This is a genomic window from Paraburkholderia sp. CI2 (genome assembly GCF_014201055.1).
Classification (GTDB): Bacteria; Pseudomonadota; Gammaproteobacteria; order Burkholderiales; family Burkholderiaceae; genus Paraburkholderia; species Paraburkholderia tuberum.
Genome location: NZ_JACHDL010000021.1, coordinates 89,618 through 115,468 on the forward strand (window position 1 = coordinate 89,618; position 25,851 = coordinate 115,468).

19 protein-coding genes and 1 tRNA gene are annotated in these 25,851 nt (G+C 63.4%); 15 read left to right on the forward strand and 5 right to left on the reverse strand.

The genetic code is table 11. The annotated features are described in order from the left end of the window. Window positions 1-104 precede the first annotated feature (104 nt). Entirely contained in the window at window positions 105-1,013 is a 909-nt protein-coding gene (locus HDG32_RS25540; protein ID WP_184071684.1) for an aldose epimerase, read from the reverse strand. A gap of 586 nt (window positions 1,014-1,599) precedes the next feature. Here HDG32_RS25540 and HDG32_RS25545 point away from each other — a divergent pair. From HDG32_RS25545 to HDG32_RS25575, 7 genes are all read left to right on the forward strand, one after another. Continuing rightward, window positions 1,600-2,430: an undecaprenyl-diphosphate phosphatase gene (locus HDG32_RS25545; protein WP_184071686.1), complete on the forward strand. Its 831-nt coding sequence runs from the start codon at window positions 1,600-1,602 to the stop codon at window positions 2,428-2,430. A gap of 119 nt (window positions 2,431-2,549) precedes the next feature. Further along, a tRNA-Arg gene (locus tag HDG32_RS25550) sits at window positions 2,550-2,626 on the forward strand. A 526-nt stretch (window positions 2,627-3,152) separates the two neighbouring features. Next, complete coding sequence (locus HDG32_RS25555; protein WP_184071688.1) at window positions 3,153-5,726, forward strand: cold shock domain-containing protein; 2,574 nt, start codon at window positions 3,153-3,155, stop codon at window positions 5,724-5,726. Continuing rightward, the gene (locus tag HDG32_RS25560) at window positions 5,719-7,278 is read left to right on the forward strand and encodes a hypothetical protein (protein WP_184071690.1); all 1,560 of its coding nucleotides are present in this window, start codon (window positions 5,719-5,721) and stop codon (window positions 7,276-7,278) included. Before HDG32_RS25555 ends, HDG32_RS25560 begins: the two co-directional genes overlap by 8 nt. 230 nt (window positions 7,279-7,508) lie before the next feature. Beyond that, a complete protein-coding gene (locus tag HDG32_RS25565) occupies window positions 7,509-9,074 on the forward strand; it encodes a methyl-accepting chemotaxis protein (RefSeq protein ID WP_184071692.1) in 1,566 nt (521 codons plus the stop codon). Window positions 9,075-9,188: 114 nt separating this feature from the next. Next, window positions 9,189-9,572, forward strand: coding sequence for a hypothetical protein (locus tag HDG32_RS25570; protein ID WP_184071694.1), 384 nt, complete (start codon window positions 9,189-9,191; stop codon window positions 9,570-9,572). A 46-nt stretch (window positions 9,573-9,618) separates the two neighbouring features. Continuing rightward, window positions 9,619-10,068, forward strand: coding sequence for an NUDIX hydrolase (locus HDG32_RS25575; protein WP_184047748.1), 450 nt, complete (start codon window positions 9,619-9,621; stop codon window positions 10,066-10,068). Between the two features lie 16 nt (window positions 10,069-10,084). Here HDG32_RS25575 and HDG32_RS25580 read toward each other — a convergent pair whose 3' ends face one another. Together HDG32_RS25580 and HDG32_RS25585 are read right to left on the reverse strand one after the other, a co-directional pair. Continuing rightward, the gene (locus HDG32_RS25580; protein WP_409340057.1) at window positions 10,085-11,074 is read right to left on the reverse strand and encodes a transporter substrate-binding domain-containing protein; all 990 of its coding nucleotides are present in this window, start codon (window positions 11,072-11,074) and stop codon (window positions 10,085-10,087) included. Window positions 11,075-11,179: 105 nt separating this feature from the next. Further along, entirely contained in the window at window positions 11,180-12,889 is a 1,710-nt protein-coding gene (locus HDG32_RS25585; protein ID WP_184071696.1) for a glutamine--tRNA ligase/YqeY domain fusion protein, read from the reverse strand. A 350-nt stretch (window positions 12,890-13,239) separates the two neighbouring features. Here HDG32_RS25585 and ggt point away from each other — a divergent pair, with 350 nt between their 5' ends. After that, the gene (gene ggt, locus HDG32_RS25590) at window positions 13,240-15,036 is read left to right on the forward strand and encodes a gamma-glutamyltransferase (protein ID WP_184071698.1); all 1,797 of its coding nucleotides are present in this window, start codon (window positions 13,240-13,242) and stop codon (window positions 15,034-15,036) included. A gap of 55 nt (window positions 15,037-15,091) precedes the next feature. Further along, on the forward strand, window positions 15,092-15,652 hold the full coding sequence (locus HDG32_RS25595) for an alpha/beta hydrolase (RefSeq protein WP_184061461.1): 561 nt from the start codon (window positions 15,092-15,094) through the stop codon (window positions 15,650-15,652). Between the two features lie 18 nt (window positions 15,653-15,670). On the opposite strand, the gene HDG32_RS25600 is transcribed toward HDG32_RS25595, so the two are convergent. Next, window positions 15,671-16,891: a CaiB/BaiF CoA-transferase family protein gene (locus HDG32_RS25600; RefSeq protein WP_184071700.1), complete on the reverse strand. Its 1,221-nt coding sequence runs from the start codon at window positions 16,889-16,891 to the stop codon at window positions 15,671-15,673. Between the two features lie 289 nt (window positions 16,892-17,180). Here HDG32_RS25600 and alaS point away from each other — a divergent pair, with 289 nt between their 5' ends. Next, complete coding sequence (gene alaS, locus HDG32_RS25605) at window positions 17,181-19,817, forward strand: alanine--tRNA ligase (protein WP_184071702.1); 2,637 nt, start codon at window positions 17,181-17,183, stop codon at window positions 19,815-19,817. 160 nt (window positions 19,818-19,977) lie between these two features. Here alaS and HDG32_RS25610 read toward each other — a convergent pair whose 3' ends face one another. Then, window positions 19,978-20,898, reverse strand: a complete 921-nt coding sequence (locus HDG32_RS25610; protein ID WP_184071704.1) for a LysR family transcriptional regulator — start codon at window positions 20,896-20,898, stop codon at window positions 19,978-19,980. A gap of 101 nt (window positions 20,899-20,999) precedes the next feature. On the opposite strand from HDG32_RS25610, the gene HDG32_RS25615 reads away from it, so the two are divergent. The 5 genes from HDG32_RS25615 (at window position 21,000) to HDG32_RS25635 (ending at window position 25,851) form a co-directional block, all read left to right on the forward strand. After that, window positions 21,000-22,313 (forward strand): YbfB/YjiJ family MFS transporter, encoded by a 1,314-nt coding sequence (locus HDG32_RS25615; protein ID WP_184071706.1) that lies wholly within the window; start codon window positions 21,000-21,002, stop codon window positions 22,311-22,313. 87 nt (window positions 22,314-22,400) lie between these two features. After that, window positions 22,401-23,432 carry a low specificity L-threonine aldolase gene (locus tag HDG32_RS25620; RefSeq protein WP_184071708.1) on the forward strand — a complete coding sequence of 344 codons (1,032 nt, stop codon included), beginning with the start codon at window positions 22,401-22,403 and terminating at the stop codon, window positions 23,430-23,432. Between the two features lie 77 nt (window positions 23,433-23,509). Beyond that, window positions 23,510-24,040, forward strand: a complete 531-nt coding sequence (locus HDG32_RS25625) for an NUDIX domain-containing protein (protein ID WP_090801064.1) — start codon at window positions 23,510-23,512, stop codon at window positions 24,038-24,040. A 184-nt stretch (window positions 24,041-24,224) separates the two neighbouring features. Beyond that, on the forward strand, window positions 24,225-25,373 hold the full coding sequence (locus HDG32_RS25630; protein ID WP_184071710.1) for an iron-containing alcohol dehydrogenase: 1,149 nt from the start codon (window positions 24,225-24,227) through the stop codon (window positions 25,371-25,373). Between the two features lie 28 nt (window positions 25,374-25,401). Next, window positions 25,402-25,851 (forward strand): thioesterase family protein, encoded by a 450-nt coding sequence (locus tag HDG32_RS25635; RefSeq protein ID WP_184071712.1) that lies wholly within the window; start codon window positions 25,402-25,404, stop codon window positions 25,849-25,851.

The following is a 25,851-nucleotide window of genomic DNA, read 5'->3' on the forward strand; positions in this document are numbered from 1 at the left end:
ACAGACAAAGCGTTCGATTCTAACGGTTTTGTGTTGCGCCCCCCGGCGAGGGGGGCGAAGTGGCGGGCGGCCGCTTCGAGCGGCTCGCCGCCGGCGTCGGCGTATCAGCTGGTCTTCTCGACGGTAATGCGCAGTGCCGCCGTTTCGGTTTGTCCCGGCTCGAGCCAGCGCAAACCTCGGCCGTTGTGGATCGCATCGGGCAACCCGAGCCACGGCTCCACGCAGTAAAAGTCCGACTGCGGCGTTTCAGTCCACGTCGTCACCGCGTACCAGGGCACCGAGCCGGGCCGCTGCAGATCGATCGTGATCACGCGATCGATGCCCGGCGCCTCGACCCTCACCGGTCGATCGGGCGTGCCGGTCAGGCAATGGAAGCGATCGTAGATCCGGTCTTCGTCGAGCGTGTAGCTCGCTTCGCCCGGCTCGGCGGGGCTGATCGAGCCGTCCTCGAGCTGACGGCACCGCTCGGTGCGCGGCAGTTCGAGCGTCGTTTGCGCGCGCTGCGTGTGCGGCAGCGTGAAGTAGAAGTGATGGCCGGCGTAGTAGGGCAGGCGCGCGTCGCCGGTATTGGTGGTGGTCAGCGTCACGTCGAGCGTGCGCGGATCGATGAGCTCGTAGGCGGCCTCGAAGCGGAAGCCGAACGGATAGGAGCCGCGGGTCGCTTCACTGTCGGTCAGAACCATCCGCAGGCCGGCGCCATGCACGTCGGCGTGAGGCTCGAACGGCAGGTCGCGCGCGAAGCCGTGCATCGGCAGCTCGCGCACGGTGCCCCGCGCGTCACGCCAATAGCCGATCTTGCCGTCGACGCGATGACGGCCGAGAAATGGAAACAGCAGCGGATTGCCGCCGCGAATCCGCGCGGGCACGCTCCAGTCGGCGTGCTCGGGCCAGTGAATCACCTCTTCGCCGTCGATCGTCCACGACAGCAGACGGCCGCCGGCTTGCGGCGAAAAACGGAGCACCGAGGCGTCCTGGGCGATCTCGAGAATGTCCTGTTCCGGGGAGAGGGGCATGGTCAACAGCTAGCCAGATAGAGGTTGAGGGTCGCGCAAAGCGGCCGCGTGGGTCGGCCGTTGCATCTGCATCGAAGCGGCGTTTTGCGCCATTCGCTTCGGCTGCGTCTCGCGCGGCGAAACCGCGATTTTGCGCTGCTTTGCGCTACGGGGAAACCCTTCCCGGGAAATTGCGGGTGTCGGAAAAGGGCGAATCCTATTGATAATCCGTCGGAGCGTCCGGTCCATCCGACTCCCGGGCGAATCGGCTCAGGAGGCATCATGGATCTCGCAATGGCAATGGCGGTGGGCTTATTCGGAATATTCACCGCCAGCACGTATTACTTCTTCCACTCTCTCAAGCGCTGATCCGCTGGTTTCATTCCCTGCTTTCGCAGCACGCGCGCGACGAATCCGCCGCCCGCTTTCTTGCTCTCGCGTAACAACGGTGTCGAGTTGTGACGCGGCGCGTCAATATTTCTCCGAATGTGGCCTAACCGCTTGGCGCTGGGTGTGTAGCCAGGCATAATCGGTGCGCCTTTGACGCGCCGGCTCCCCCTTTTGTGCGGCGCGCAGTTCCCGACACTTTGCTTACAAGGACCGCCGCGTGAACCTGTCGTTTCTCATTTTTCTGAGCGTGCTTCAAGGCGTTACCGAACTGTTTCCGGTGAGCAGCCTTGGCCACACGTTGCTCGTGCCAGCCCTGTTCGACATGCATATCGACAAGCATGCGCCGCAACTGCTGCCGTTCCTCGTCGCCCTGCATCTCGGCACCGCGTTCGCGCTGCTGTGGTACTTCCGCGCGCGCTGGTACGCGCTGGTGCGCGGTTTCTTCGCGTCGCTCGGCGGCCGCCGCAACGACGACGGTCACATGATGTGGGCGCTGATCATCGGTACGATTCCGGCGGGCCTCGTCGGTCTCGTGCTGGAAAAGCGCCTCGAGGCGCTTTTTCATGATCTGCGGATCGTCGCGATTGCGTTGATCGTGAATGGCGCGCTGCTGTGGTTCGGCGATCGTCTGCAACGCGCGCGCGCGCATCAGGCGCCGGAAAAGCTGACGTTCCGCCAGGCGTTCTTCGTCGGCCTCGCGCAGATCGGCGCGCTGATTCCGGGCTTCTCGCGCAGTGGCCTGACGATGATCGCCGGCAATGCGGCCGGCCTCACCACCGAGAAAGCCGCCGAGTTTTCGTTCCTGCTCGGCACGCCGATCATTTTCGCGGCTGGCGTACTCGAACTGCCGAAGCTGCTTCACGCGCCGAGCCAGCTTGCCGACGCGGTGCTGGGCGGCGTGCTGACCGCGATCGCAGCGTACCTGAGCGTGCGTTTCCTGATGCGCTATTTCGAAGGCCGCGGACGTCTCGCGTCGTTCGGCGCGTACTGCGCGATCGCGGGGATCCTGTTCCTCGGCTGGTTCATGCTGCATCCGCAGCCGGTCTGAGCGCGCCGGGCGATCAGTTATAATCCGGGCCCGGTTGGTTGCAGGTCAGTTAGAATTTTAGTTTGTGGGAAATCGGGCGGCTCGCCGCGAGTGCCGGTTTCATGCAGATATCGATCCATACGGCAGTAGCTCAGCTGGATAGAGCATCGGCCTTCTAAGCCGAGGGTCGGGGGTTCGAGCCCCTCCTGCCGTACCAGTAAAATAAAGCACTAAGCCCAGCGTTCGCCCGCTGGGCTTTTTGCATTCTGAATCTGTGGAAGCGCAGGTGTAAGCAAATTTCAGCAATACATGAGGCGGGGTCGCACCGCTCACCTGTTCGAGCGTCGGCATTGAGCAGTACGCCCGGCGTCCGAAGTCCCTCCCGCGCTTGCAAAACGCGTCGCGCGCCACGCCTTGAGTGGAGGCGCGCCCTTCACGCTGCGCCACCGCCCGCGCATGCCCGATTATTTCGCGGTTGATTCTTCACATGCTGCGCAGTGAAGCGGAATGGATCACATAGTGCGGTGAATGAACGGTCAAGTGCGGGAAATTGAGACCTGTCCTTGAGAGTCTGTTTACGATGGAGGAACCGCCATTCGTCCAAGTAAAGTGCGGCCGCCGATTGTCGGCCATAGCTGATGCTTCCGTTCCCGAATTGCTCAGTTGGGCACGGCGCCGTGGCCGGCGTATTCGCGCTGCGCGATTCGCTATACTCTTCGCAAAACCTATCGCGAGAGAAAACGATGAAAGCGTACGCTCGGGGCACTGTCGAAAACTATGATGATCGCGGCGGGTACGGATTTATTCTCCCCGACGAGCCTGCGGACGGGGAGGAAAAGCTCATCGTGCATAGGCGATCGTTGCGGTCCGTAGCGCTCGTACTGAGAAGTGGCGACCGCGTTGTATATCAGAAGGAAAGCGTTCCGCGCGGAACGCTGGCTACGGATGTTCACCTGGAAGTGCCGGACGAAACCAGCGAGTCTAGTGAGACGCGTGACGGCACTATTGCAACGATTGAGACGAGTCTTTCGTGTGGGACGATCCGCGATTCCGCCGGGGCGACAATATTTTTTAGCTTTGCAGAACTCCTCGACAAAGACGCATCGCCCCAGCCGGGTGATCGGGTCACATTCACCGTGGTCAAGAATGAACTCGGCTTCCAAGCACGTGATTTATCGCTCGACACTTCAGTTCAAGCCGAATCTAGAGGTACTGACCGCGAACCGGTTGCCCCCAAAGCCGCGGCAGAAATTCTAGCGCAAGCCATCCTCGCAAGAGATAACCGGCAATTCGCGGAAGCCGAAAGACTTTACGAACGGGGCTTGGAAAAATTCCCAACCGTGCAGTTGGCTACCAGCTATGCGGCGATGCAGAAAAATCGAAATCGCCGGGCGGAAGCAATGCGCATTTATCAAAAATGCATTGCGCTATTCCCAAATAATTCAAAGCTGCGCGATGACGCCGGAAATCTCGCATATTCCATGGGGGACAGTAATCTCGCGTTGCGCTATTTTGAGGAAGGACTTCGTCTTGCCCGGCAAAATGAGACGGCGAACGAGGGAATCTTTCTCCTAGCCATAGCCCGAATCTATATTAAGAAGGGCACGCATCTAGATCTTAAAAAAGCGCTTGAAACCTATCAAGCTGCCGAGCGGGTGCTGGCGCACAGTAAGACTGGCAAACAGGCGTTACCAAGATCCGATCTCTTGGCGATGCAAGTCGCTAGCGTGCGAATTCAACATCACCGTGGAAATGTGGCGTTTGAGTTCATCCAAAAAGCCGGATTCAAGATGCTGCGAGCACAACTTTTCGACCAAGCTACTGCCGGAGCTGACTTTGTCGTTGAAGTTGATAGACCGGAACTTCTCGAGAGCTACGGCATAGCGGGTGGCCTACTTATCAGATGTTTTTTTAAATCAGACATTACTCGGTCAGATCTTGAAGGTATCGACAGAGTTGCGAAGATCGAAGGCGAATCGGGCTTGGTCGATGAGCAAGTCGCAATTGTGATCGTGTCCTCTCTTCCTGAAACTCTACAAAGTACACTATTTAGAAGGATTGAAGATCGCACTCGGTCGGTTCCGGCCATCGTGCCATTAACGCAGTCGGAATTGGAGACAAGTCTTGATGCGATGGCAACGCTTCGAACCGTGCTTGATCAATGGTTGTATCGCCGGGACCTATTTGCGCTGAACTCTCCCGTATCGGGACGTAGGTTTTTTGGTCGTGAAAAGCCGCTAGCGGAACTACGCGATGCGATATCTACTGGCACTGCGGCAGGTATCTTTGGACTCCGGAAAGTAGGCAAGACGTCCATATTGAAAGAGGTGGAGCGTCGTGGCACCGAGGCCGGCGATATAGTTTTGTACGTAGATTTGCTCCGGGTGCCAGCGGACGTCGCGAACACACGCTGGCTGTATTGGAAGCTTGGGGCCGAACTACATCGTTCGAGCATAAAGGTCGGCTTAAAGGGGGTGAAATGGCGCATCGGCCAAGCATTTCCGGATTTTCTTGACGTCCCCGCAGATTTTCCTATTGCCACGGCTTTCGATTCCGATTTGACGCAAGCACTAAAAGCTATTGAGCAAAGCGCGTCGAGCCCGAAACCAAAGATCGTTTTAATGTTGGATGAAATTGAGCGCTTGCTTCCGAACGGATTGGGGAAGGAAGGATTCGGTGGATTTTTTGATTTCTTCAGCTATATCCGAGGCGTTTCGCAGGAGTCGGCGGACTTCGTACCTATAGTTACGGGCGCGAATGCAGCAATTGCCGAAGTTTCTCAATTTGACAGAAAAGATAATCCCGTATTCAATTTTTTCAGAGAAATATACCTTCCTTTGCTGCAACCAAAGGAACTTACAACAATGGTTCAGGTTTTGGGGCGGGGTATGGGCATTAATATCCCAGCAAACGCGTGCGAGCTTATTTTTCGATTGACTGGCGGGCATCCGTTCTTCACAAGGCAATTATGTAGCTTTTTGTCGGAACAGCATACGCAAAGGCCGCTTAATGTCCGCCCCGAAATGATCGAAAGTCTTACGGACCGGTATCTTGAGGTTGCAGGAAAGGATTTTCAAGAAGTATTGGATCGCTTCTCGCGTGACTATCCTGATGAGCTAGATGCATGCGTGGCTATCGTTGAGGCCGGTGGCACTTTACCAATTAAGGAGTTGGTAAAGAAATCTGGGGATAGTCGGGTAAATCTACGTCACCTTTTAGGTTATCAAATTGTAAAGTTGATGGACGACAACGCGTCGATATCAATTGAACTTTTGCGTCGTTGGTTGCAACTCGGCCAAGGAATTACTCGTGGATAAAAATTCGAACTCCAAGCAATCGACGTTGTGTGTCGGTCGTGATCAACTGATCAACGACGTGGTAAGAGCGGCCAAAAAGCATGGGGCGGTCTTGTTGTTTGGTGGGCGTCAGTCTGGCAAAACGACTCTGCTCCGAAAGCTGACAGAAGTACTGTCTATGAAAAAGGCGAACGTCGGTACGCTAGCAAGTCTCGACGTACCAGTGTATGTCGATCTAATGCGTTTGCCTATCGAAGCAACATCTACTGATTTTTTCTCATTTCTAATTGCGGCCGCAGCAGCACAGTGCGCGCGGCAAATCGATGGATTCACTTTTTCTTATTCGAATGAGTCGGAATGCTCAGGCGACTCGCTGACACAGTTTATTTCGAATCTAGAAATTATCGGTCGCGGCTGTGGTGAGGTGGATATCCATCTCATGTTTCTTCTTGACGAAGCCAAAAGAATTTTGAATGATCGGTTCACGAGAGGCTTCCAAGATAATCTTTTTGCGTTGCTGTACGGTGAATCTGAACTTCGCCCGGTGTACTTGTCGTTTGTCTTCGCTGGTGCGCAGCACCTATATAAACTTTCAGAGGACAGCACTTCACCGATCGGCAGTCGAGCAGCTCCAATCACAATTAATAATTTGTCCAAGGATGACGTTGCGACATATTGTCGACACTCTCTCAACGGGGATGAATCGAATCAAGGGATCTATGCCGATTTCGTTTATGCAGAAACCGGTGGTCACGCGGGACTGATGACCCGGTTTGTGGATGAATTGTCAGGAACTTTGATCACCGCCTTGGATACCGAGACGATTTCCGAAATTGTACTGTCCCGCAATAGAGGGCTTCTGGATAATTGGATTGGATCGCTGACCCCTGAAGCCCTGTGTGTCGCAACCGCTCTATGCAATGTACAGAATTTGAGTCTTGGTGATGTTGCTCAACGCTTGTTCAATGCGCGTCTTAATCAATTTACGGCCTCGCGGGTTATTGACGAGCTTTGCTATACCGGCGTTGCGCTATTTTTGGAAAAGCGAGTGTTGCCGGCTAATCAGCTTTTCTGGTCTTATTTCAAATCTTCGCTCGTGGCGCACAGTGGTGAAGGGAAAACCCACGAGACTTGGCGTTTGATCGAGGAAGCTGAACTACTGCTCAGGGATGTCGTATTGCGCACGTACGTTGCTGCTTTTGGGTATAGCGCGTTGCCAACCATGCGAAAAATACTGGGCGACAAAACGTGGGAAAAAATTCTGGAGATTCAGGAGAAGAGCGCTAAGCAATACAGGCTAAGCAGACAGCCGGATAGTCGAGATATCATGTCGTGTATGTACATTGGTGATCTGCAAGCGTTAATTATAAGCAATGTGGCTTGGACACATTTTAAATCACGATTCCGAGATAAAAGAGAATTTGAAGATATCATAAAGGCGATTGCTCCGGTGCGTAATGATCGCGCGCATTTCTCGGTGGTCCCCGAAAAAGAATTGGAGCGGTGTCGAATTGCCTGCGACGATTTGATCGTCTTGTTCGAGCGCTCTGACGATCCAGGCACCGTTGAATAGTGGTAAGAGCTGGTTGCCTTTAACGCGCGCCTCGATGACCAGAATCATCGAAGGGTTACAGGTTTCGCGCCTGTAACCCTTTTTGTTTTTGTGCAATGTTGCACGCCCGGTGGCTGCCAGGTTGTCGCGTGTTCGTACGGCTCGCTTCGGGTGTTTCCCGACTCAGGAAATCGCGCGCGGCGCCGTTAATTCAACAGAACCGTGTGACGCGCCGCGATGGGGGAATCAGCGTGAACCGACTTAGCCTCAACACCAAACTCTGGCTCGCGCTGCTGATTACGTGGCTCGGCCTGCTCGGCCTCGGCGGCTGGGCCGCATGGCAGTCGCGCGCGACGATGCTGGCCGAGCGCAAGTCGGCGGTGCAGAACGTCGTGGAAAGCGCGTACGGCATCGTCGCCGACTACGCGCAGCGCGCCGACCAGCACGAGCTGACCCCCGAACAGGCGCGGCAGCAGGCGCTGGCGCGGCTGTCCGCGATGCGCTACCCCGGTAGCGGCTACATGATCGTGTCGACTGCCACGCCGGTCGTGATCATGCATCCGATGCTCGCCGATCTGCGCAACAAGGACGTGTCGCACTACGCGGACAGCGACGGCAAGCTGCTGTTCGTCGAAATGGTCAAGGTCGCGCAGGCGCACGGGCAGGGCTTCGTCGATTACATGGGCCGCCTCGCCGGCAACAACGAGCGCGTGCCGAAGATCAGCTTCGTCAAGCGCTTTGCCGCGTGGGACTGGTTTCTGATTTCGGGTGTCTACGTCAACGACATCGACGCGGCGTTCCGCGCCGACCTGCTGCGCTATCTGCTGACGATCCTCGCGATCGGCAGCTTCAGCACCCTCGCGCTCGTGCTGATCATCCGCAACGTGAAGCGCAGTCTCGGCGGCGAGCCCGCCTATGCGGCGAGCGTCGCGCAGACGATCGCCGACGGCGATCTGTCGAGCCCGGTCACGCTGGCCGGCGACGATCAGGAAAGCATGCTGTTCGCGATGCAGCGCATGCAAAGCCGCCTCGCCGACGCGATCCGGCGCATTCGCGGCGGCACGGAAACGATCACGGTCGCGGCCGAAGAGATCGCCGCGGGCAATCTCGATCTGTCGGCGCGGACGGAACAGCAGGCGTCGTCGCTCGGCGAAACGGCCGCGAGCATGGAGCAACTGACGGCGACGGTCAAGCAGAACGCCGACAACGCGCTGCAGGCCAATCGCATGGCGCGCTCGGCGTCGCAGCTCGCGGGCGAGGGCGGCGAGGCCGTGCAGCACGTCGTCGCGAACATGCAAAGCATCGCGGCGAGCTCGGCGCGGGTGGTCGATATCATCGGCGTGATCGAAAGCATCGCGTTTCAAACCAACATCCTCGCGCTGAACGCGGCCGTCGAAGCCGCGCGCGCCGGCGAGGAGGGCCGCGGCTTCGCGGTCGTCGCGGGCGAGGTGCGCAACCTCGCGCGCCGCAGCGCCGACGCGGCCAAGGAGATCAAGACGTTGATCGAGGATTCGGTCGCGCGCGTCGGCAGCGGCAAGACGCTCGTCGAGAAGGCGGGCGGCACGATGGAGTCGCTCGTCGATGCGGTGAAGCGCGTGACCGACATCATCAGCGAGATTTCCGCCGCGTCCGACGAGCAGAGCCGCGGCATCGAGCAGGTCAATCTCGCGATTGCGCAGATGGACGAGACCACCCAGCAGAACGCGGCGATGGTCGAACAGGCGGCGGCCGCCGCGCAGTCGATGCAGGAGCAGGCGCAGATGCTGCGCGACGTCGTCAATACGTTCCGCCTGCAGGGGACGGCCGCCGCGCGTTGATGGCCGCGTCGATGGCGCGCTGCCTGCCGAAGTGTGCATGCTATGCTTTTGAGGTCAGGATCAAAAGCCGCCGTGCGCCCGTGCGCGCCGTGCACACTTCGAGGAGAGTCCTACATGTCGACGCGAACCCGTGTGCTGTTCCACCTCAGTGCCGCGAGCCTCCTGCTCGGTGCGGCGATCGGCGCGCAAGCCGCGAACCTCGGCTTTCTGGGCGACACGCCGATCACCTATATGAGACAGCGTGACAACGACTCGATCAAGCATGCGGTCATGAGCGCGCTCAATGACAGGAAGGACGGCGAGAGCTTCACGTGGGTCAACGACGGCACCGGCAATAGCGTGAAGATCGACGCGACCATCTCGATGGACAGCACCTCGACCGAAGGCGCACGCACCTGCCGCACCCTCGGGGTCGTACTCAATGCAAAGGGGCAATCGATGAACCTGCGTCCGAACTTCTGCAAGGAAGGTGGCGCCTGGCAGCTGCAGAAGCGTTGAGCATGCGTGAGCGCGGGGCGAGAGGTGGATGCAGTGAGGCTGCGCGATGAGCCCGCGAATCGTCTCGTGCGGGATCGTGCTGCTCGATCCCGACGGACGCGTGCTGCTCGCGCACGCCACCGAAACGACGCACTGGGACATCCCGAAAGGCCAGGGCGAGGCCGGCGAGGCGCCGCACGTGACGGCGCTGCGCGAGATGGTCGAGGAAACCGGCATCGCGCTCGAGGCCGATCGGCTGAAGGATCTCGGCCTGTTCGTCTACCGGCGCGACAAGGACCTGCATCTGTTCGCGGCGCGCGCGGGTGCCGGCGAGCTCGATCTGAGCACGTGCACCTGCACGTCGCTGTTTCCGCGCCGCTCGGACGGCACGCTGATCCCCGAAATGGATGATTACCGCTGGGCGTCGATCGAAGAGGTGCCGCGCTATGCGAGCCGTAGTCTGACGCGGCTCTTCGAGACGACGCTGTCGCTCACCGAGTTGCACCGGTCGCTATAGACGGCGCACGCCGCCTTCAATCGAGCGCGTGGTCGTTCGGATGCGCGAACAACGCGCGGTTCTGCTCCGACAGCGGGAAATTGACGTTGATGCCATGCGGCGGAATCGGCTGCGTGAACCACTGCCGATACAGACGCTCGGCGTCGCCGGACGTCTGCGAACGCACGATCACGCGATTCACGAGCGCGCGGAACGGCTCGTCGCCCTTGCGGAACATGCACGCATAAACCTCGTAGCCAAGCGGCGTGCCCGTCACGATGAAATCGTCGGGATGCGGGTCGGTCGCCTTGAAACCGTAGACGATCGGCTCGTCCATCACGAATGCCACCGCGTGACCGTCCTTCATCGCGTTGAAGGCCTCCTGATGGTCGCGCACGCTCATGATGCGCATGTTCAGCTGCTTGTCGGTGTTGAGGCTGCGCAGCAGGCGCTCGTCGGACGTGCCCGCGGTCGTCACGACCGGCTTGCCGGCCAGATCGGGGAAATCGGTGATGCCGCTGTTCCTGCGCGTGATCATGCGCACCGCGTACTGGAAAAAGCTGTCTGAAAACGCGGCGACGTTCTCGCGCTCGACCGTGTGCGTGGTCGAGCCGCATTCGAGATCGATCTGGTTGTTCAGCAGCATCGGCGTGCGGTTCGACGACGTTACCGTGATTTCGTGAACCCGCAGCTGCGCCATGCCGAGCGTTTTCCTGATTTCATCGACGATCTGCATCGCGATCGCCTGCGAGTAGCCGACCGTGCGCTCGCCGTCGAAGTACGAGAACGGGATCGACGCCTCTCGCACGCCGATCGCAACGACGCCGTCGTCGTGGATCTTTCTCAGCGTGCCGGTCAGTTCATCCGCGCGGGCGGGGCCGGTGAACGCGAGCACGCCGCAGGCGGCCAGCGTAAGCAGCACACTGTGCATGCCGCGCAGCAGACGCGGGAAGCGTGAGCCGCACGCACTCCGTGCGACGCGAACCCTGCTTTCAGACCCTTCCCCGTGGCGGTCTGCAACCTTCATCGGACCTCCCGGACCGGCGCGCTCAGGCGAGCGCGCAGTGAGTGTCGATCGAAACATCCGGCAACCCGGATGGGCCCGCAACGCCGGGCCCTCGCTGGCGCGGGCTCAGGCCGGCTTGCCCCAACTGTCGCGCAGACTGACGATGCGGTTGAATACGGGCTTACCCGGCTTCGAATCGACGCGGTCGGCGACGAAGTAGCCGTGGCGCTCGAACTGGTAGCGCTGCTCCGGCCGCGCATGGCGCGCGCCGGTTTCGAGGTAGGCCTGGACCACGCGTTTCGAGTCCGGATTCAGCGCTTCGAGGAAGTCGCGGCCGCCGGCGTCCGGTTGCGGTTCCTTGAACAGCCGGTCGTAGATGCGCACTTCGGCCGGGCACGCGGCCGCCGCGCTGACCCAGTGGATGTTGCCCTTGACCTTGTAATTGTTCGCGCCTTCGGTGCCCGATTTGCTGTCCGGGAAGTAGTTGCAGTGCACCGCGACGATATTGCCGTTCTCGTCCTTGTCCGCGTGCGTGCATTCGATCACGTAGCCGTAGCGCAGCCGCACCTTGTTGCCCGGGAACAGGCGGAAGTAGCCCTTCGGCGGCGTCTGCGTGAAGTCCTCGCGCTCGATCCACAGCTCGCGCGAAATCGGAAACTCGCGCAGGCCCTGTTCCGGATGATGCGGATGCACCGGTGCGTGGCACGGCTCGGTGAGGCGTTCGGGGAAGTTGTCGATGATCAGCTTGACCGGATCGAGCACGGCGGCGATGCGCGGCGCCTTCTCGTCGAGATCGTCGCGCAGCGCGCCTTCGAACACGCTCATGTCGATCCACGAGTCGACCTTGGTCACGCCGATGCGCTCACAGAACAGCTGGATCGACTCGGGCGTGAAGCCACGCCGGCGCACGCCGACGATGGTCGGCATGCGTGGGTCGTCCCAGCCTTCCACATGGCCTTCGTTGACGAGTTGCAGCAGCTTGCGCTTGCTGGTGATCGCATAGGTCAGGTTCAGGCGCGAAAACTCGATTTGCTGCGGCAGCGGACGCCCGAAGACACCGGCCTCGGCGAGTTCGTTCAGGATCCAGTCGTACAGCGGCCGATGGTCTTCGAATTCGAGCGTGCACAGCGAATGCGTGATGTTTTCGAGCGCGTCCGAGATGCAGTGCGTGTAGTCGTACATCGGGTACACGCACCAGGTGTCGCCGGTACGGTAGTGATGCGCGAAGCGGATGCGGTAGATGACCGGGTCGCGCATGTTGAAGTTCGGCGACGACATGTCGATCTTCGCGCGCAGCACGTGCTCGCCTTCCTTGAACTCGCCCGCCTTCATGCGGCGGAACAGGTCGAGGTTTTCCGCGACCGAACGCTCGCGGAAGCGCGACGGCGTGCCGACTTCGGTGGCCGAGCCGCGGTTCGCGCGGATTTCCTCGGCCGACTGGCTATCCACGTAAGCCTTGCCGCGCTGGATCAGCAGTTCCGCGAACTCGTACAGCTTGTCGTAGTAGTCGCTCGCGAAGTACAGATGCTCGGTGCGGTCCTTTTCCCATTCGAAGCCGAGCCAGCGCACCGAGTCGATGATCGACTCGACGTACTCGACGCTTTCCTTCTCCGGATTGGTGTCGTCGAAGCGCAGATGGCACACGCCGCCGTAGCTGCGCGCGACGCCGAAGTTCAGGCAGATGCTCTTTGCGTGACCGATGTGCAGATAGCCGTTCGGCTCCGGCGGGAAGCGCGTTTCGACGCGCTGGCTCCATTTGCCGGTGCGGTTGTCGTCGTCGATGATGTTGCGGATGAAATTGGATGTCGCGGGCGCGTCGTTGCGTTCGGTATTCATGCGAGAAGATGAGAGTCCGTGGGGGCGCGCAATGCGCCCGTGTAGCCGTCAATTCTACCTGACGAGCCCGTTCGCGGCAGGTGGTTGCGGCGCGCAGCCAACGGCGCAGTGGGTTTGGCGCGGCTGCCGGAGTCAGGCAAGCCGGCGCGCGGGGCTGTAACAGGAGGTAAAACGGGTTGGCGACGCGCGACGCGCCGACTTAGGATGCGCTGCTGCGCGCGGCCCGCGCGCCTGTGCTGGGCCTTCGCGCGGGGCGGGCTTGCCCGAGCCGTCCACGCTGTCCTTCATCTTCCTGCACGAGGCTCCGCTGCTCGTGCGCCATGCTCGCCTCGTTGCCGGAGTTTTCTCGGATGTCTGTCCCGACGCACGGCGCGTTTCGCGCGCCCTTTGCCCGCGCTTTGGCTAGCGCCCGATTTTCTTGCCGTAACCGTCGTGTGCTCGCTTCGGCCTGGTTTGCCGCGCTTGCCGTGAACGTGGCCGCGCCGCTGTCCGCCGCGGCGAAAACACCGGCGCCGAAGCCGGCGCTCGATGCGTCGGCAGTCGCCGCGCCGGATAGCTACAGCGCTGACACCGCGCAGCAGATCTTCGCCGCAGGCGGCAACGCGGTCGATGCCGCGGTCGCGATGGCCTTCACGCTCGCCGTCACGCGGCCCGATGCGGGCAACCTCGGCGGCGGCGGTTTCATGACGCTGCTGGTCGACGGCAAGCCGTATTTTCTCGACTATCGCGAGCGCGCGCCGCAGCAGGCGACCCGCGACATGTACCTCGACGACAAGGGCAACGTGGCGCCGGGCATAAGCACGGTCGGGCATCGCGCGGCGGCCGTGCCGGGCACTGTCGATGGCATGTGGGAAGCGCAGCGGCGCTTCGGCAAGCTCAAATGGAAGCAGGTGCTCGCGCCCGCGATCCATTACGCGACCGACGGCTTCCAGGTCGACCCGCGGCTGCAGCAGCGACGCGACGCGGCCGCCAGGAGTTTCGCCGGCAAGACCAATTTCGACGCCTACTTCGCGAACCTGAAGGCGGGCGCGATGCTGCGCCAACCGGAACTCGCGCAGACGCTGGGGCGGATCGCGAGCGACGGCGGCCGCGAGTTTTACGAGGGCCGCACCGCTCAAATGATCGCCGCGCAGATGTACGGCCACGGCCTGATCACGAGCCAGGATCTGAGCCAGTACAAGGCTCTGTGGCGCGAGCCGCTCGCGGCCGACTGGCACGGCTACCGCGTGATCACCGCGCCGCCGCCGAGCTCGGGCGGCCTCGGGCTGATCCAGATGCTGAAGATGCGGGCCGATCTGCAGCCGGCGTTCGACGGCCTTGCATTGAATTCAGCGCCGTACATCCATCTGATCGCGCAGATCGAGGATCGCGTGTTCGCGGACCGGCAGCGCCATATCGGCGACCCGGACGCATCGCCGGTGCCGGTCGCGAAGCTGATCGACGACGCCTACCTCGCGCAGCGCGCGGCCGAAGTCAAAGCCGACGAAGCGCCGGCCGCCGCGACGGTGAAACCCGGTGTCGACGGCGGCGCGGCGACGGAGAAGGCGCAAACCACGCATTTCTCGGTGGTCGACAAATGGGGCAACGCGGTGTCGAACACCTACACGCTGAACGGCGATTTCGGCTCGGGCGTCGTGGTGGACGGCGGCGGGTTCCTGCTGAACGATGCGATGGACGATTTCGTGATCAAGCCAGCCGGCGCTGGCGCGACGGGCGCGGCGTCGACACCCGGCGCCGCCGATGCCGAGCCGGATGCGATCGCGCCGGGCCGCCGCCCGATTTCGTCGATGACGCCTACGCTGCTGCTGAAGGACGGCAAGATCGCGCTAGCGATCGGCACGCCCGGCGGCTCTCGCATCCTGACGACGATCTTCCAGGTGATGACGAATCTGTACGACTTCGACATGTCACCGACGGACGCGCTCGCCGCGATGCGTTTCCATCATCAGCTGCTGCCGCCAAAGACGATCTACTTCGAGCCGTACCGTCCCGCGCCGGATGAGCTCGCCACGCAATTGAAGGCGCTCGGCTTTACGGTCGAGCAGCAGTCGTTCAACGGCGACGTGCAGATGATCCGCGTGGACGGCACGACACCCGAGCCCGCGAGCGATCCCCGTGGTGGTGGCGTGGCACGCGTGATACGGTAGACGGCCCGCCGCGCTATCCCGCGAGCGGGCGATAAGCCGAACACGGGGAAGCACGATGAGCGAACACCAACCAACCACACTCGTACTGCCGGGCTATCTGGACTCCGGCCCAGGCCACTGGCAAACGCGCTGGGAAGCGCTCGATCCCGCGGTCGTCCGCGTGCAGATGCCGGACTGGGACCACCCTTCGCGCGACGCCTGGTGCCGTACGCTGGCCGCCGCGCTTGACGCCGTGGACGCGCCGGTCGTGTTCGCCGCTCACAGCCTCGGCTGCCTGACCACGGCGTTCTGGGCCTCGCAGTACGCAAGCGCGGCGCAGCTCGCGAAGGTGGCCGGCGCGTTGCTGGTCGCCGTGCCCGATCCGGACGAAGCGCACTTCCCGAGGGACGCGGGCGGCTTTGCGCCGGTGCCGCTCACCCGCCTGCCGTTTGCGACGATCGTGGTGGCGAGCAGCGACGATCCTTATGGCGGCGTGCCGTTTTCACAAACCTGCGCGAACGCGTGGGGCAGCCGCTGGATCGGGATCGGCGCGCGCGGCCACATCAACGCCGACAGCGGTCTCGACGATTGGGACGAGGGGCGGGGCTGGCTGGCTTCGCTAACGGCGATGCGCTGAGTCTCGCCGCCTTCTCGATCAGATCACCGCTTTGCGCTTCAACTCGGCAATCGTCTGCGCGTCGTATCCGAGCACGTCGCTCAGCACCCGCTCGGTATGCTCGCCGAGCAGCGGCGGATGGCTCAGCGCCTGCGGCGGCGTGCCGGTCATGGTGATCGGATTGCGCACGAGCTTGACCGTGCCGCCCGACGGATGCGGCAGATCGACCTGCAGACCGCGCGCGACCACCTGCTCGTTGTCGAACACTTCGTCGAGGTTGTTGATCGGTCCGCACGGCACGCCGGCCGCTTCGAGCGCCGCGATCCATTGCTCCTTGCCCTGCAGGCGGACCATGTCCGCGAGCATCGGCACGAGCAGTTCGCGGTTGCGCACGCGCGCGGGGTTGGTTGCGAAACGCTCGTCGTCGGCGAGTTCCGGGCGGCCGCCTACTTCGACGAACTTGCGGAACTGTCCGTCGTTGCCGACCGCGACGATGATCCAGCCGTCGCTGGTCTGGAAGGTCTGGTAGGGCACGATGTTCGGATGCGCATTGCCCCAGCGCGCCGGCGGCTGGCCGCTCGCGAGGTAGTTCGAGTTCATGTTGGCGAGCATCGCGACCTGCACGTCGAGCAGCGCCATGTCGATGTATTGGCCAGCGCCCGTGCGGTCGCGGTGCGTGAGCGCGGTCAGCACCGCGATCGTCGAGTACATGCCGGTCATCAGGTCGGCGATCGCGACGCCGGCCTTCTGCGGGCCGCCGCCCGGCTGACCGTCACGCTCGCCGGTGATGCTCATGAAGCCGCCGATCCCCTGCACGATGAAGTCGTAACCGGCGCGCTGCGCATACGGGCCGGTCTGCCCGAAGCCCGTGACCGAGCAGTAGATCAGGTCGGGCTTGACCTTTTTGAGCGAGTCATAGTCGAGGCCGTACTTCTTCAACTGGCCGACCTTGTAGTTCTCGAGCACGACGTCGCTTTGCGCGGCCAGTTCGCGCACGATCCGCTGACCCTCGGGCGACGCGATGTCGAGCGTGACCGAGCGCTTGTTGCGGTTCGCCGCGAGATAGTAGGCGGCCTCGCGCGTGTCCGCGCCGTCCGGCGTTTTCAGATAGGGAGGCCCCCAGTGGCGCGTGTCGTCGCCGACCTCGGGGCGTTCGATCTTGATGACGTCGGCGCCGAAATCGGCGAGCGTCTGCGCGCACCATGGACCGGCGAGCACGCGGGTGAGATCCAGCACGCGGATGTGACTGAGAGCGCCCATGTTCCTGAATGTCTCCTGATGGTTGCAGGCCGCGCGGCGAGCTGCCATGCGTTATTTCGCGCGTAGTTTCGCGGAAGTCATCTTAAGCGATTCGCGCTCGCGGGCGCAGTCAGCCGAACGTCATGGCGCGGATCGGACGATCGGACAAGCGAGCGCCAACCAGGCGGCGCGCAGTGCCGTGCGCGCTTGCCGATCCCGTATAATCAGTCGTTTAAAGAAACAGACAGTTGGCGCATCCCACCGACCGCCAGTCTCCGTCAGGAACCGTCAGGACCGTCCCCCGCCCGCTATGAAAGCCGCTGAAATCCGCGAGAAATTCCTCAAGTTCTTCGAATCGAAGGGCCATACGATCGTCCGTTCGTCGAGCCTCGTGCCCGGCAACGACCCGACACTGCTCTTCACCAATTCGGGGATGGTGCAGTTCAAAGATGTGTTCCTCGGCGCGGAATCGCGTCCGTATTCGCGGGCCACGACAGCGCAGCGCAGCGTGCGCGCCGGCGGCAAGCACAACGACCTCGAGAACGTCGGCTACACCGCGCGTCACCACACGTTCTTCGAGATGCTCGGCAACTTCTCGTTCGGCGACTACTTCAAGCGCGACGCGATCCACTACGCGTGGGAACTGCTGACCGGCGTCTACCAGCTGCCCAAAGACAAGCTCTGGGTCACCGTCTACCAGGAAGACGACGAAGCGCACGACATCTGGGCGAAGGAAGTAGGCGTGCCGGTCGAGCGCATCGTCCGCATCGGCGACAACAAGGGCGCGCGCTACGCATCGGACAACTTCTGGCAGATGGCCGACACCGGCCCGTGCGGCCCGTGCTCGGAAATCTTCTACGACCACGGCCCGGACGTGTGGGGCGGGCCGCCGGGATCGCCCGAGGAAGACGGCGACCGCTACATCGAAATCTGGAACCTCGTGTTCATGCAGTTCAACCGCGACGCGCAGGGCAACATGACGCCGCTGCCGAAGCAATGCGTGGACACCGGCATGGGCCTCGAGCGCATCGCCGCGGTGCTGCAGCACGTGCACAGCAACTACGAGATCGACCTGTTCCAGGCGCTCATTCAAGCCGCTGGCCGCGAAACCGGTGTGACCGATCTGGGCAACAACTCGCTGAAGGTGATCGCCGATCACATCCGCGCGTGCTCGTTCCTGATCGTCGACGGCGTGATTCCGGGCAACGAAGGCCGCGGCTACGTGCTGCGCCGTATCGTGCGCCGCGCGATCCGCCACGGCTACAAGCTCGGCAAGAAGGGTTCGTTCTTCCATCGCCTCGTCGCCGACCTCGTCGCGCAGATGGGCGACGCTTACCCTGAACTGAAGCAGGCCGAGCAGCGCGTGACCGACGTGCTGCGTCAGGAAGAAGAGCGCTTCTTCGAGACGATCGAACACGGCATGTCGATTCTCGAGGCCGCATTGGCCGATCTCGACGCCGCAGGTGGCAAAACCAGCGGCAAGACGCTCGACGGCGAACTCGCGTTCAAGCTGCACGACACCTACGGCTTCCCGCTCGACCTGACCGCGGACGTCTGCCGCGAGCGCGAAGTGACGGTCGACGAACCCGCGTTCGACGACGCGATGGCGCGTCAGCGCGAGCAGGCTCGCGCGGCGGGCAAGTTCAAGATGGCGCAGGGCCTCGAATACTCGGGCGCGAAGACCACCTTCCACGGCTACGAAGAAATCGTCTTCGACGACGCGAAGGTCGTCGCGCTGTACGTCGATGGCGCGTCGGTGCAGCAGGCGCAGGCCGGCCAGCAGGCGGTCGTCGTGCTCGATCACACGCCGTTCTACGCCGAGTCGGGCGGCCAGGTCGGCGATCAGGGCGTGCTCGCCAACGCCAGCACGCGCTTTGCAGTCGTCGATACGCTGAAGGTTCAGGCCGACGTGGTCGGCCACCACGGCACGCTCGAGCAGGGCACGCTGAAGCTCGGCGACATCGTCAAGGCCGAAATCGACGCGGTGCGCCGCGCCCGCACGGCGCGCAACCACTCGGCCACGCACCTGATGCACAAGGCGTTGCGCGAAGTGCTCGGTTCGCACGTGCAGCAGAAGGGCTCGCTCGTCGACGCCGACAAGACCCGCTTCGACTTCGCCCACAACGCGCCGATGACGGACGAGCAGATTCGCCGCGTCGAGGAAATCGTCAACGCCGAAGTGCTGGCGAACGCGCCCGGCATCGTGCGTGTGATGTCGTACGACGAGGCGGTGAAGGGCGGCGCAATGGCGCTGTTCGGCGAAAAGTACGGCGACGAAGTGCGCGTGCTCGACCTCGGCTTTTCGCGTGAGCTGTGCGGCGGTACGCACGTGAATCGCTCGGGCGACATCGGTTTCTTCAAGATCGTGATGGAAGGCGGCGTCGCGGCCGGTATCCGTCGCGTCGAGGCGATCACGGGCGACAACGCGGTGCGCTACGTGCAGGAGCTCGAAGCGCGCGTCAACGCGGCCGCGGCCGCGCTGAAGGCACAACCGGCGGAACTCACGCAGCGCATCGGCCAGGTGCAAGACCAGGTGAAGGCGCTCGAGAAGGAACTGGGCGCGCTGAAGTCGAAGATGGCGTCGAGCCAGGGCGACGAACTCGCGGGCCAGGCGATCGAAGTCGGCGGCGTGCATGTGCTCGCGGCGACGCTCGAAGGCGCGGACGTGAAGACGCTGCGCGAAACGGTCGACAAGCTCAAGGACAAGCTGAAGAGCGCGGCGATCGTGCTCGCGTCGGTGGAAGGCGGCAAGGTCAGCCTGATCGCGGGTGTGACCGCCGACGCCAGCAAGAAGGTCAAGGCGGGCGAACTGGTCAACTTCGTGGCCCAGCAGGTGGGCGGCAAGGGCGGCGGCCGTCCGGACATGGCGCAGGCCGGCGGTACCGAGCCGGCCAACCTGCCGGCGGCGCTCGCGGGCGTCAAGGGCTGGGTCGAAGGGCAGCTTTGATTCTGATGGTCGGTTGAGTCCGGCTCGACGCGAAGTCGAGCCGGGTTCGACGAAGGGGCCACGCGGTGCGCCAGCAGGATCGGCGCGTTGCGTGGTCCCTTCGCTTTTGCTGAAGCCGACCGGGTTGCGTCGAACCTGGTCGGCGGGGCGAATTCAACGATCAGACCACATTCGCATCCGCGGACGCCACCGCATCCACCTCGGCCGCCCCTTCCTGCGACGCCACCAGCGTGCGTCGCAACGCATTGAGCGCCGACGAAAAATGCCCGCGTCGCCACACCAGCAGCGTATCGATCATGCCGATATCGGGCAATTCGTGCACCGCGATATTGCTCGTGTCGGTCGCCAGATCGAGCACCGAGCGCGGTGCGACCGCGACGCCCGCGCCGGCCGCCACGCACGCGACGATCGCGTGATACGAGCCGAGCTCCAGCACCCGTTGCGGCCGCGTGCCGTGCTCCAGATACCACTTCTCGATATACGCGCGATACGCGCAGCCCCGCTCGAACGCGATCAGCGTCGATAGCGCGATGTCGCGCACTTCGCGGATCGGCCGATGACCGCGCGGCGTCAGCATCACGAGTTCCTCGCGGAAGATCGGCACGGTCTCGAACAGATCGCCGAGCGTGGCCGGATCGAGCGGCGTCGCGACCAGTGCCGCATCGACCTCGAACTCGCGCACCCGCTCGATCAGCCTGCCGGTCGTACCGGTCTCCAGTTCCAGTTCGACGGCCGGCCATTGCTGGTGATATTGCGCGAGCAGGCCCGGCAGACGCGTCGCCGCGACGCTTTCCATCGTGCCGAGACGCAGACGCCCGCTCGGACGATCCTCGCGCACCGCGTGCCGCGCCTCGTCGGCGAGCGCGAGCAGCCGTTCCGCGTAGGGCAGCAGCGTCTCGCCGGCCGGCGTCAGCACGAGGCGGCGGCCGTCGCGGATGAACAGCTCGGTGCCGAGCTGCTCCTCGAGCTGCTTGATGCGCGTGGTCACGTTCGATTGCACGCGATTGAGCTTCGCCGCGGCGCGCGTCACGCCGTTTTCGCGCACGACCGCGCGAAAAATGGTCAGAGCGGCCAGATCCATGATTCTCTCCTGGAGATGAATAACATTCTAATTATTCATTTTTCGTGATCAAAAGGTCAAGCTAACATGGATTCACACCATCGCAGATTGACCGTCCGATCATGAACGATCTCGCTTCCCACGCGTACCCGCGCTTCCACGGGCCGCACGCCGCCCGGCGCGCGGCGCTCGCCTGCATGGTCACGCTGGCCGTCGCGCTCGGTATCGGGCGCTTCGCATTCACGCCGCTGCTGCCGCTGATGCTGCACGGCGCCGCGCTCGGCCAGCCGCAGATCGATATCCAGCATGGCGGCTGGCTCGCGTCGTTCAATTACGCCGGCTATTTCGCCGGCGCGATGACGTGCGCGGCGCTGCGGGTCGAGCCCGCGCGCATGGTGCGCGTCGGACTCGCCGCGACCGTGCTGCTGACGCTCGCGATGGGCGTCACCGGCCAGTTCTGGGCGTGGGCGCTGGTGCGCTTCGTCGCCGGCGCGGTCAGCGCATGGACCTTCGTGTTCGCGTCGCAGTGGGGCTTGCGGCGGCTCGCCGAACTCGGCGCGCAGGCGTGGAGCGGCGTCATCTATACGGGGCCGGGCGTGGGCATCGTCGGCACCGGCTTGCTGGTCAGCGTCGCGGGTGGCTATGGCGCGGTGGTCGGATGGATCGGCTTTGCGGCGATCGGCGCGGTGCTGTCGGTGCTGGTGTGGCCGGTGTTTGGCGAAGCGCAGCGTGCGGGAACAGCGAAGCCTGCCGCTGCAAGCTCCGCAACCGCAAAGCCCGCCACCGGATCGCGCGCCAGCGCAAACCAGCCGCCTCGTACGGCCGGCATTCAGACGAGCCATGCCGTCCACCGCGCCGACGCGTTCTGGCTGGTCCTGCTCTACGGTATCCCGGGCTTCGGCTACATCATCACCGCGACCTTTTTGCCGGTCATCGCGCGCCACGCGTTGCCGGGCTCGGCGTGGCCGGACCTGTTCTGGCCGATGTTAGGTGCGGCGCTGATCGTCGGCGCGTTGCTCGCCGCGCGTTTGCCCGTGCATTGGGACAACCGCGCGCTGCTCGCGGGCTCGTATGTGCTGCAGGCGTTCGGCATCGCGCTGGGCATCGTATGGCCGACGGCGGGCGGGTTCTCGCTCGGCAGCATCCTGATCGGCCTGCCGTTCACCGCGATCACGCTATTCGCGATGCGCGAGGCGCGGCGTCTGCGCGGCGACGACGCGGCCGGGCTGATGGGTTATGCGACGGCGGCCTATGGCATCGGTCAGATCGCGGGTCCGTTGGTGGCCGCGCCGATTGCCGCGCACACGGGGTCGTTTTCGCTGGCGCTGTGGCTCGCCGCGGGCGCGCTGCTGGCGGGGGCGGCGGGCCTGGTCGCAGTGACGCGCGTGCCGCGTGGCCCGCGCCGTGGCCGCATGCCGGATTGCGGTTGCAGCTAAGACGCGAAAACAAATCTCGCACGAGCGCACTAAAATGACCGCTTTCCGTCATTCCCTCGCGCCTGTCGCCGGGCGCGTCGCTCGACCATGCAACATTTCGCGTCCGACAACTACGCCGGCATCTGTCCCGAAGCGCTCGACGCACTGATCGCCGCCAACAACAGCGGCCACGAGCCGGCCTACGGCGACGACTCCTGGACCAACCAGGTCTGCGACCGTCTGCGCGACCTGTTTCAGACCGATTGCGAAGTGTTCTTCGTGTTCAACGGCACGGCGGCCAATTCGCTCGCGCTCGCGTCGCTGTGCCAGTCGTACCACTCGGTGATTTGCCACGAACTCGCGCACATCGAGACCGACGAATGCGGCGGCCCCGAGTTCTTTTCAGGCGGCTCGAAACTGCTGACGGCGCCGGGCATCGCCGGCAAGCTCACGCCCGATGCGATCGAGTCCATCATCACGCGGCGTGCCGATATCCACTATCCGAAGCCCAAGATCGTCACGCTGACGCAGTCGACCGAGGTCGGCACCGTCTACAGCGTCGAGGAAGTGCGCGCCATCGCGGCGATCGCGAAGCGTCGTCATCTGAAGGTGCACATGGACGGCGCGCGCTTCGCGAACGCGGTCGCCGCGCTCGACGTGCATCCGTCGGAAATCACATGGCGCGCGGGCGTCGACGTGCTGTGTTTCGGCGGCACCAAGAACGGCTTGCCGGTCGGCGAGGCGGTGGTGTTCTTCGACCGCGCGCTCGCCGACGATTTCGCCTATCGGTTGAAGCAGGCGGGACAGCTCGCATCGAAGATGCGCTTCATCTCCGCGCCGTGGCTCGGCCTGCTCGACAACGACGTATGGCTGCGCAATGCGCGTCACGCGAACGCGATGGCGCGTCTGCTGGAGACGCGGTTGCAGGAAATCCCCGGCGTGAGCATCATGTTTGCGAGCGAATCGAACGCGGTGTTCGCGCAGTTGCCGCCGCATGCCGCGAAGGCGATGCGCGCGCGCGGCTGGAAGTTCTACGAGTTCATCGGCGCGGGCGGTTGCCGGCTGATGTGCGCGTGGGACACGCAGCCCGACACGGTCGAGCGTTTCGCCGCCGAGGTGCGTGAGCTGTGCGTCGCGTGATGCACCACTCGGCACACGCGCAAAGCCACCCAACTACGCCCCGCCAGAAAACACGAAACAAAGAGACGTCCCCCGCCATGACCGAGTACCGATTCTGTCCCCGCTGCGCGAAACCCCTGACCGAACGCGCCGACCCCGACCACGAGGGCGGCCGCGTCCGTCAGAGCTGTCCCGATACCGAGTGCGGCTACGTCCATTGGAATAACCCGCTGCCGGTCGTCGCGGCGATCGTCGAGTACGAGGGCAAGATCCTGCTCGCGCGCAATGCCGCGTGGCCGGAGGGCATGTTCGCGCTGATCACCGGCTTCCTCGAAAACGGCGAGACGCCGGAGCAGGGCATCGCGCGCGAAGTGATGGAGGAGACCTCGCTGCACGCCGGGTCGGTCGAGCTGATCGGCGTGTACGAATTCATCCGCAAGAACGAGCTGATCATCGCGTATCACGTGAAGGCGCATGGGACGATCGCGCTGTCGCCCGAGCTGCTCGAATACCGGCTCGTCGAGCCCGCGAAGCTGCGGCCGTGGCGCGCGGGCACCGGCCAGGCGCTCGGCGAATGGATGCGGCGACGCGGGTTGCCGTTCGAATTCGTCGAGCGGCCGGGGCAGTGAGGCGTTCGGCCCATCGAGCCGCAACATTGGCCAGCACACAGACGACGCAGAAATCACAGCCACCATGGAGACAGCCCACAACGCACGCGACACCACACGACTCGGCACATCCATCGACGCATCACCGAACCGATCATCCACGTCAATCGGCGGTCAATGAGCGCACGCTCAGGGAGAAAACGGCATGGCCTACATCTACTACCTGACCCATATTCATCTGGGCTACGACGCACTGTCGCAACTGTCGTCCGAGTGCACGCGCATCGGCATCGAGCGGCCTCTGGTGATCAGCGACAAGGGCGTCGTCGCGGCCGGCATTGCGCGGCAGGCACTCGACGCGCTGAAGCTCGGCGACGTGCCGCTGTTCGACGACACGCCGTCGAACCCGACCGAGGAAATGGTGCTCGCGGCCGCCCAGGTGTATCGCGACGAGCGCTGCGACGGGCTGATCGCGGTGGGCGGCGGTTCGTCGATCGATCTCGCGAAGGGCGTCGCGATCGCGGCCACGCATCCGGGGCCGCTCACGCAGTACGCGACGATCGAAGGCGGCAGCGCGAAGATCACCGACGCCGTCGCGCCGCTGATCGCGATTCCGACCACGGCCGGCACTGGCAGCGAAGTCGCGCGCGGCGCGATCGTGATCCTGAACGACGGCCGCAAGCTCGGCTTTCACTCGTGGAATCTGCTGCCGAAATCGGCGCTGTGCGATCCCGGTCTCACGCTCGGCCTGCCGCCGGGGCTGACCGCCGCGACCGGCATGGACGCGATCGCGCATTGCATCGAGACCTTCCTCTCGCCGGCCTTCAATCCGCCCGCTGACGGTATCGCGCTCGACGGCCTCGAACGCGCGTGGCACAACATCGAGCGCGCGTGCGCGGACGGCCGCGATCGCGAGGCGCGCCTGAACATGATGAGCGCGTCGATGCAGGGCGGGATGGCGTTCCAGAAGGGCCTCGGCTGCGTGCACTCGCTGTCGCATCCGCTGGGCGGCCTGAAGATGAACGGCCGCACGTCGCTGCATCACGGCACACTGAACGCGGTCGTGCTGCCCGCGGTGCTGCGCTTCAACGAGCGCGCGCCGAGCGTGGTGGCCGAGCGTCGCTATGCGCGCATGCGTCGCGTGATGGGGGTGCCCGAGCATGCGGATCTCGCGCAGGCGCTGTTCGACATGACGGCGCGGCTTGGACTGCCGACCGGCCTCAGGCAGATGGGCGTCGACGAAAGCATGTTCGACAAGGTCGTGCAGGGCGCGCTGGTCGACCATTGTCATCGCACGAATCCGCGCGAGGCGAGCGCCGACGACTATCGCCGCATGCTGACCGAGTCGCTGTGATCCTCGCCTCCACCAACCGCCACGTCCGATGAACAAACCCGCCCCCGCCGGCCGCGCCGCGTATCCGCATTTCCTGCCGATCACCACGCGCTGGTTGGACAACGACGTCTACGGCCACGTGAACAACGTCGTCTACTACAGCTATTTCGACACCGTCGTGAACGAGTATCTGATCCGCGCGCGCGTACTCGATTTCGAACACGGCACGACGATCGGGCTGGTCGTCGAGACGCAGTGCAACTACTTCGCGCCGCTCGTGTTTCCCGATCGCATCGACGCGGGCTTGCGCGTCGCGCGGCTCGGCACGTCGAGCGTGCGCTACGAGGTGGGGCTATTTCGCGACGGCGACGCCGAACCCGCCGCGCAAGGGCATTTCGTGCACGTCTACGTGGATCGCGCGACGCGTCGTCCCGTGAACCTGCCCGCCGAGCTGCGCGCGGCGCTCGAACCGTTGTGCGTCGTCGGGCCGGCGGACTAG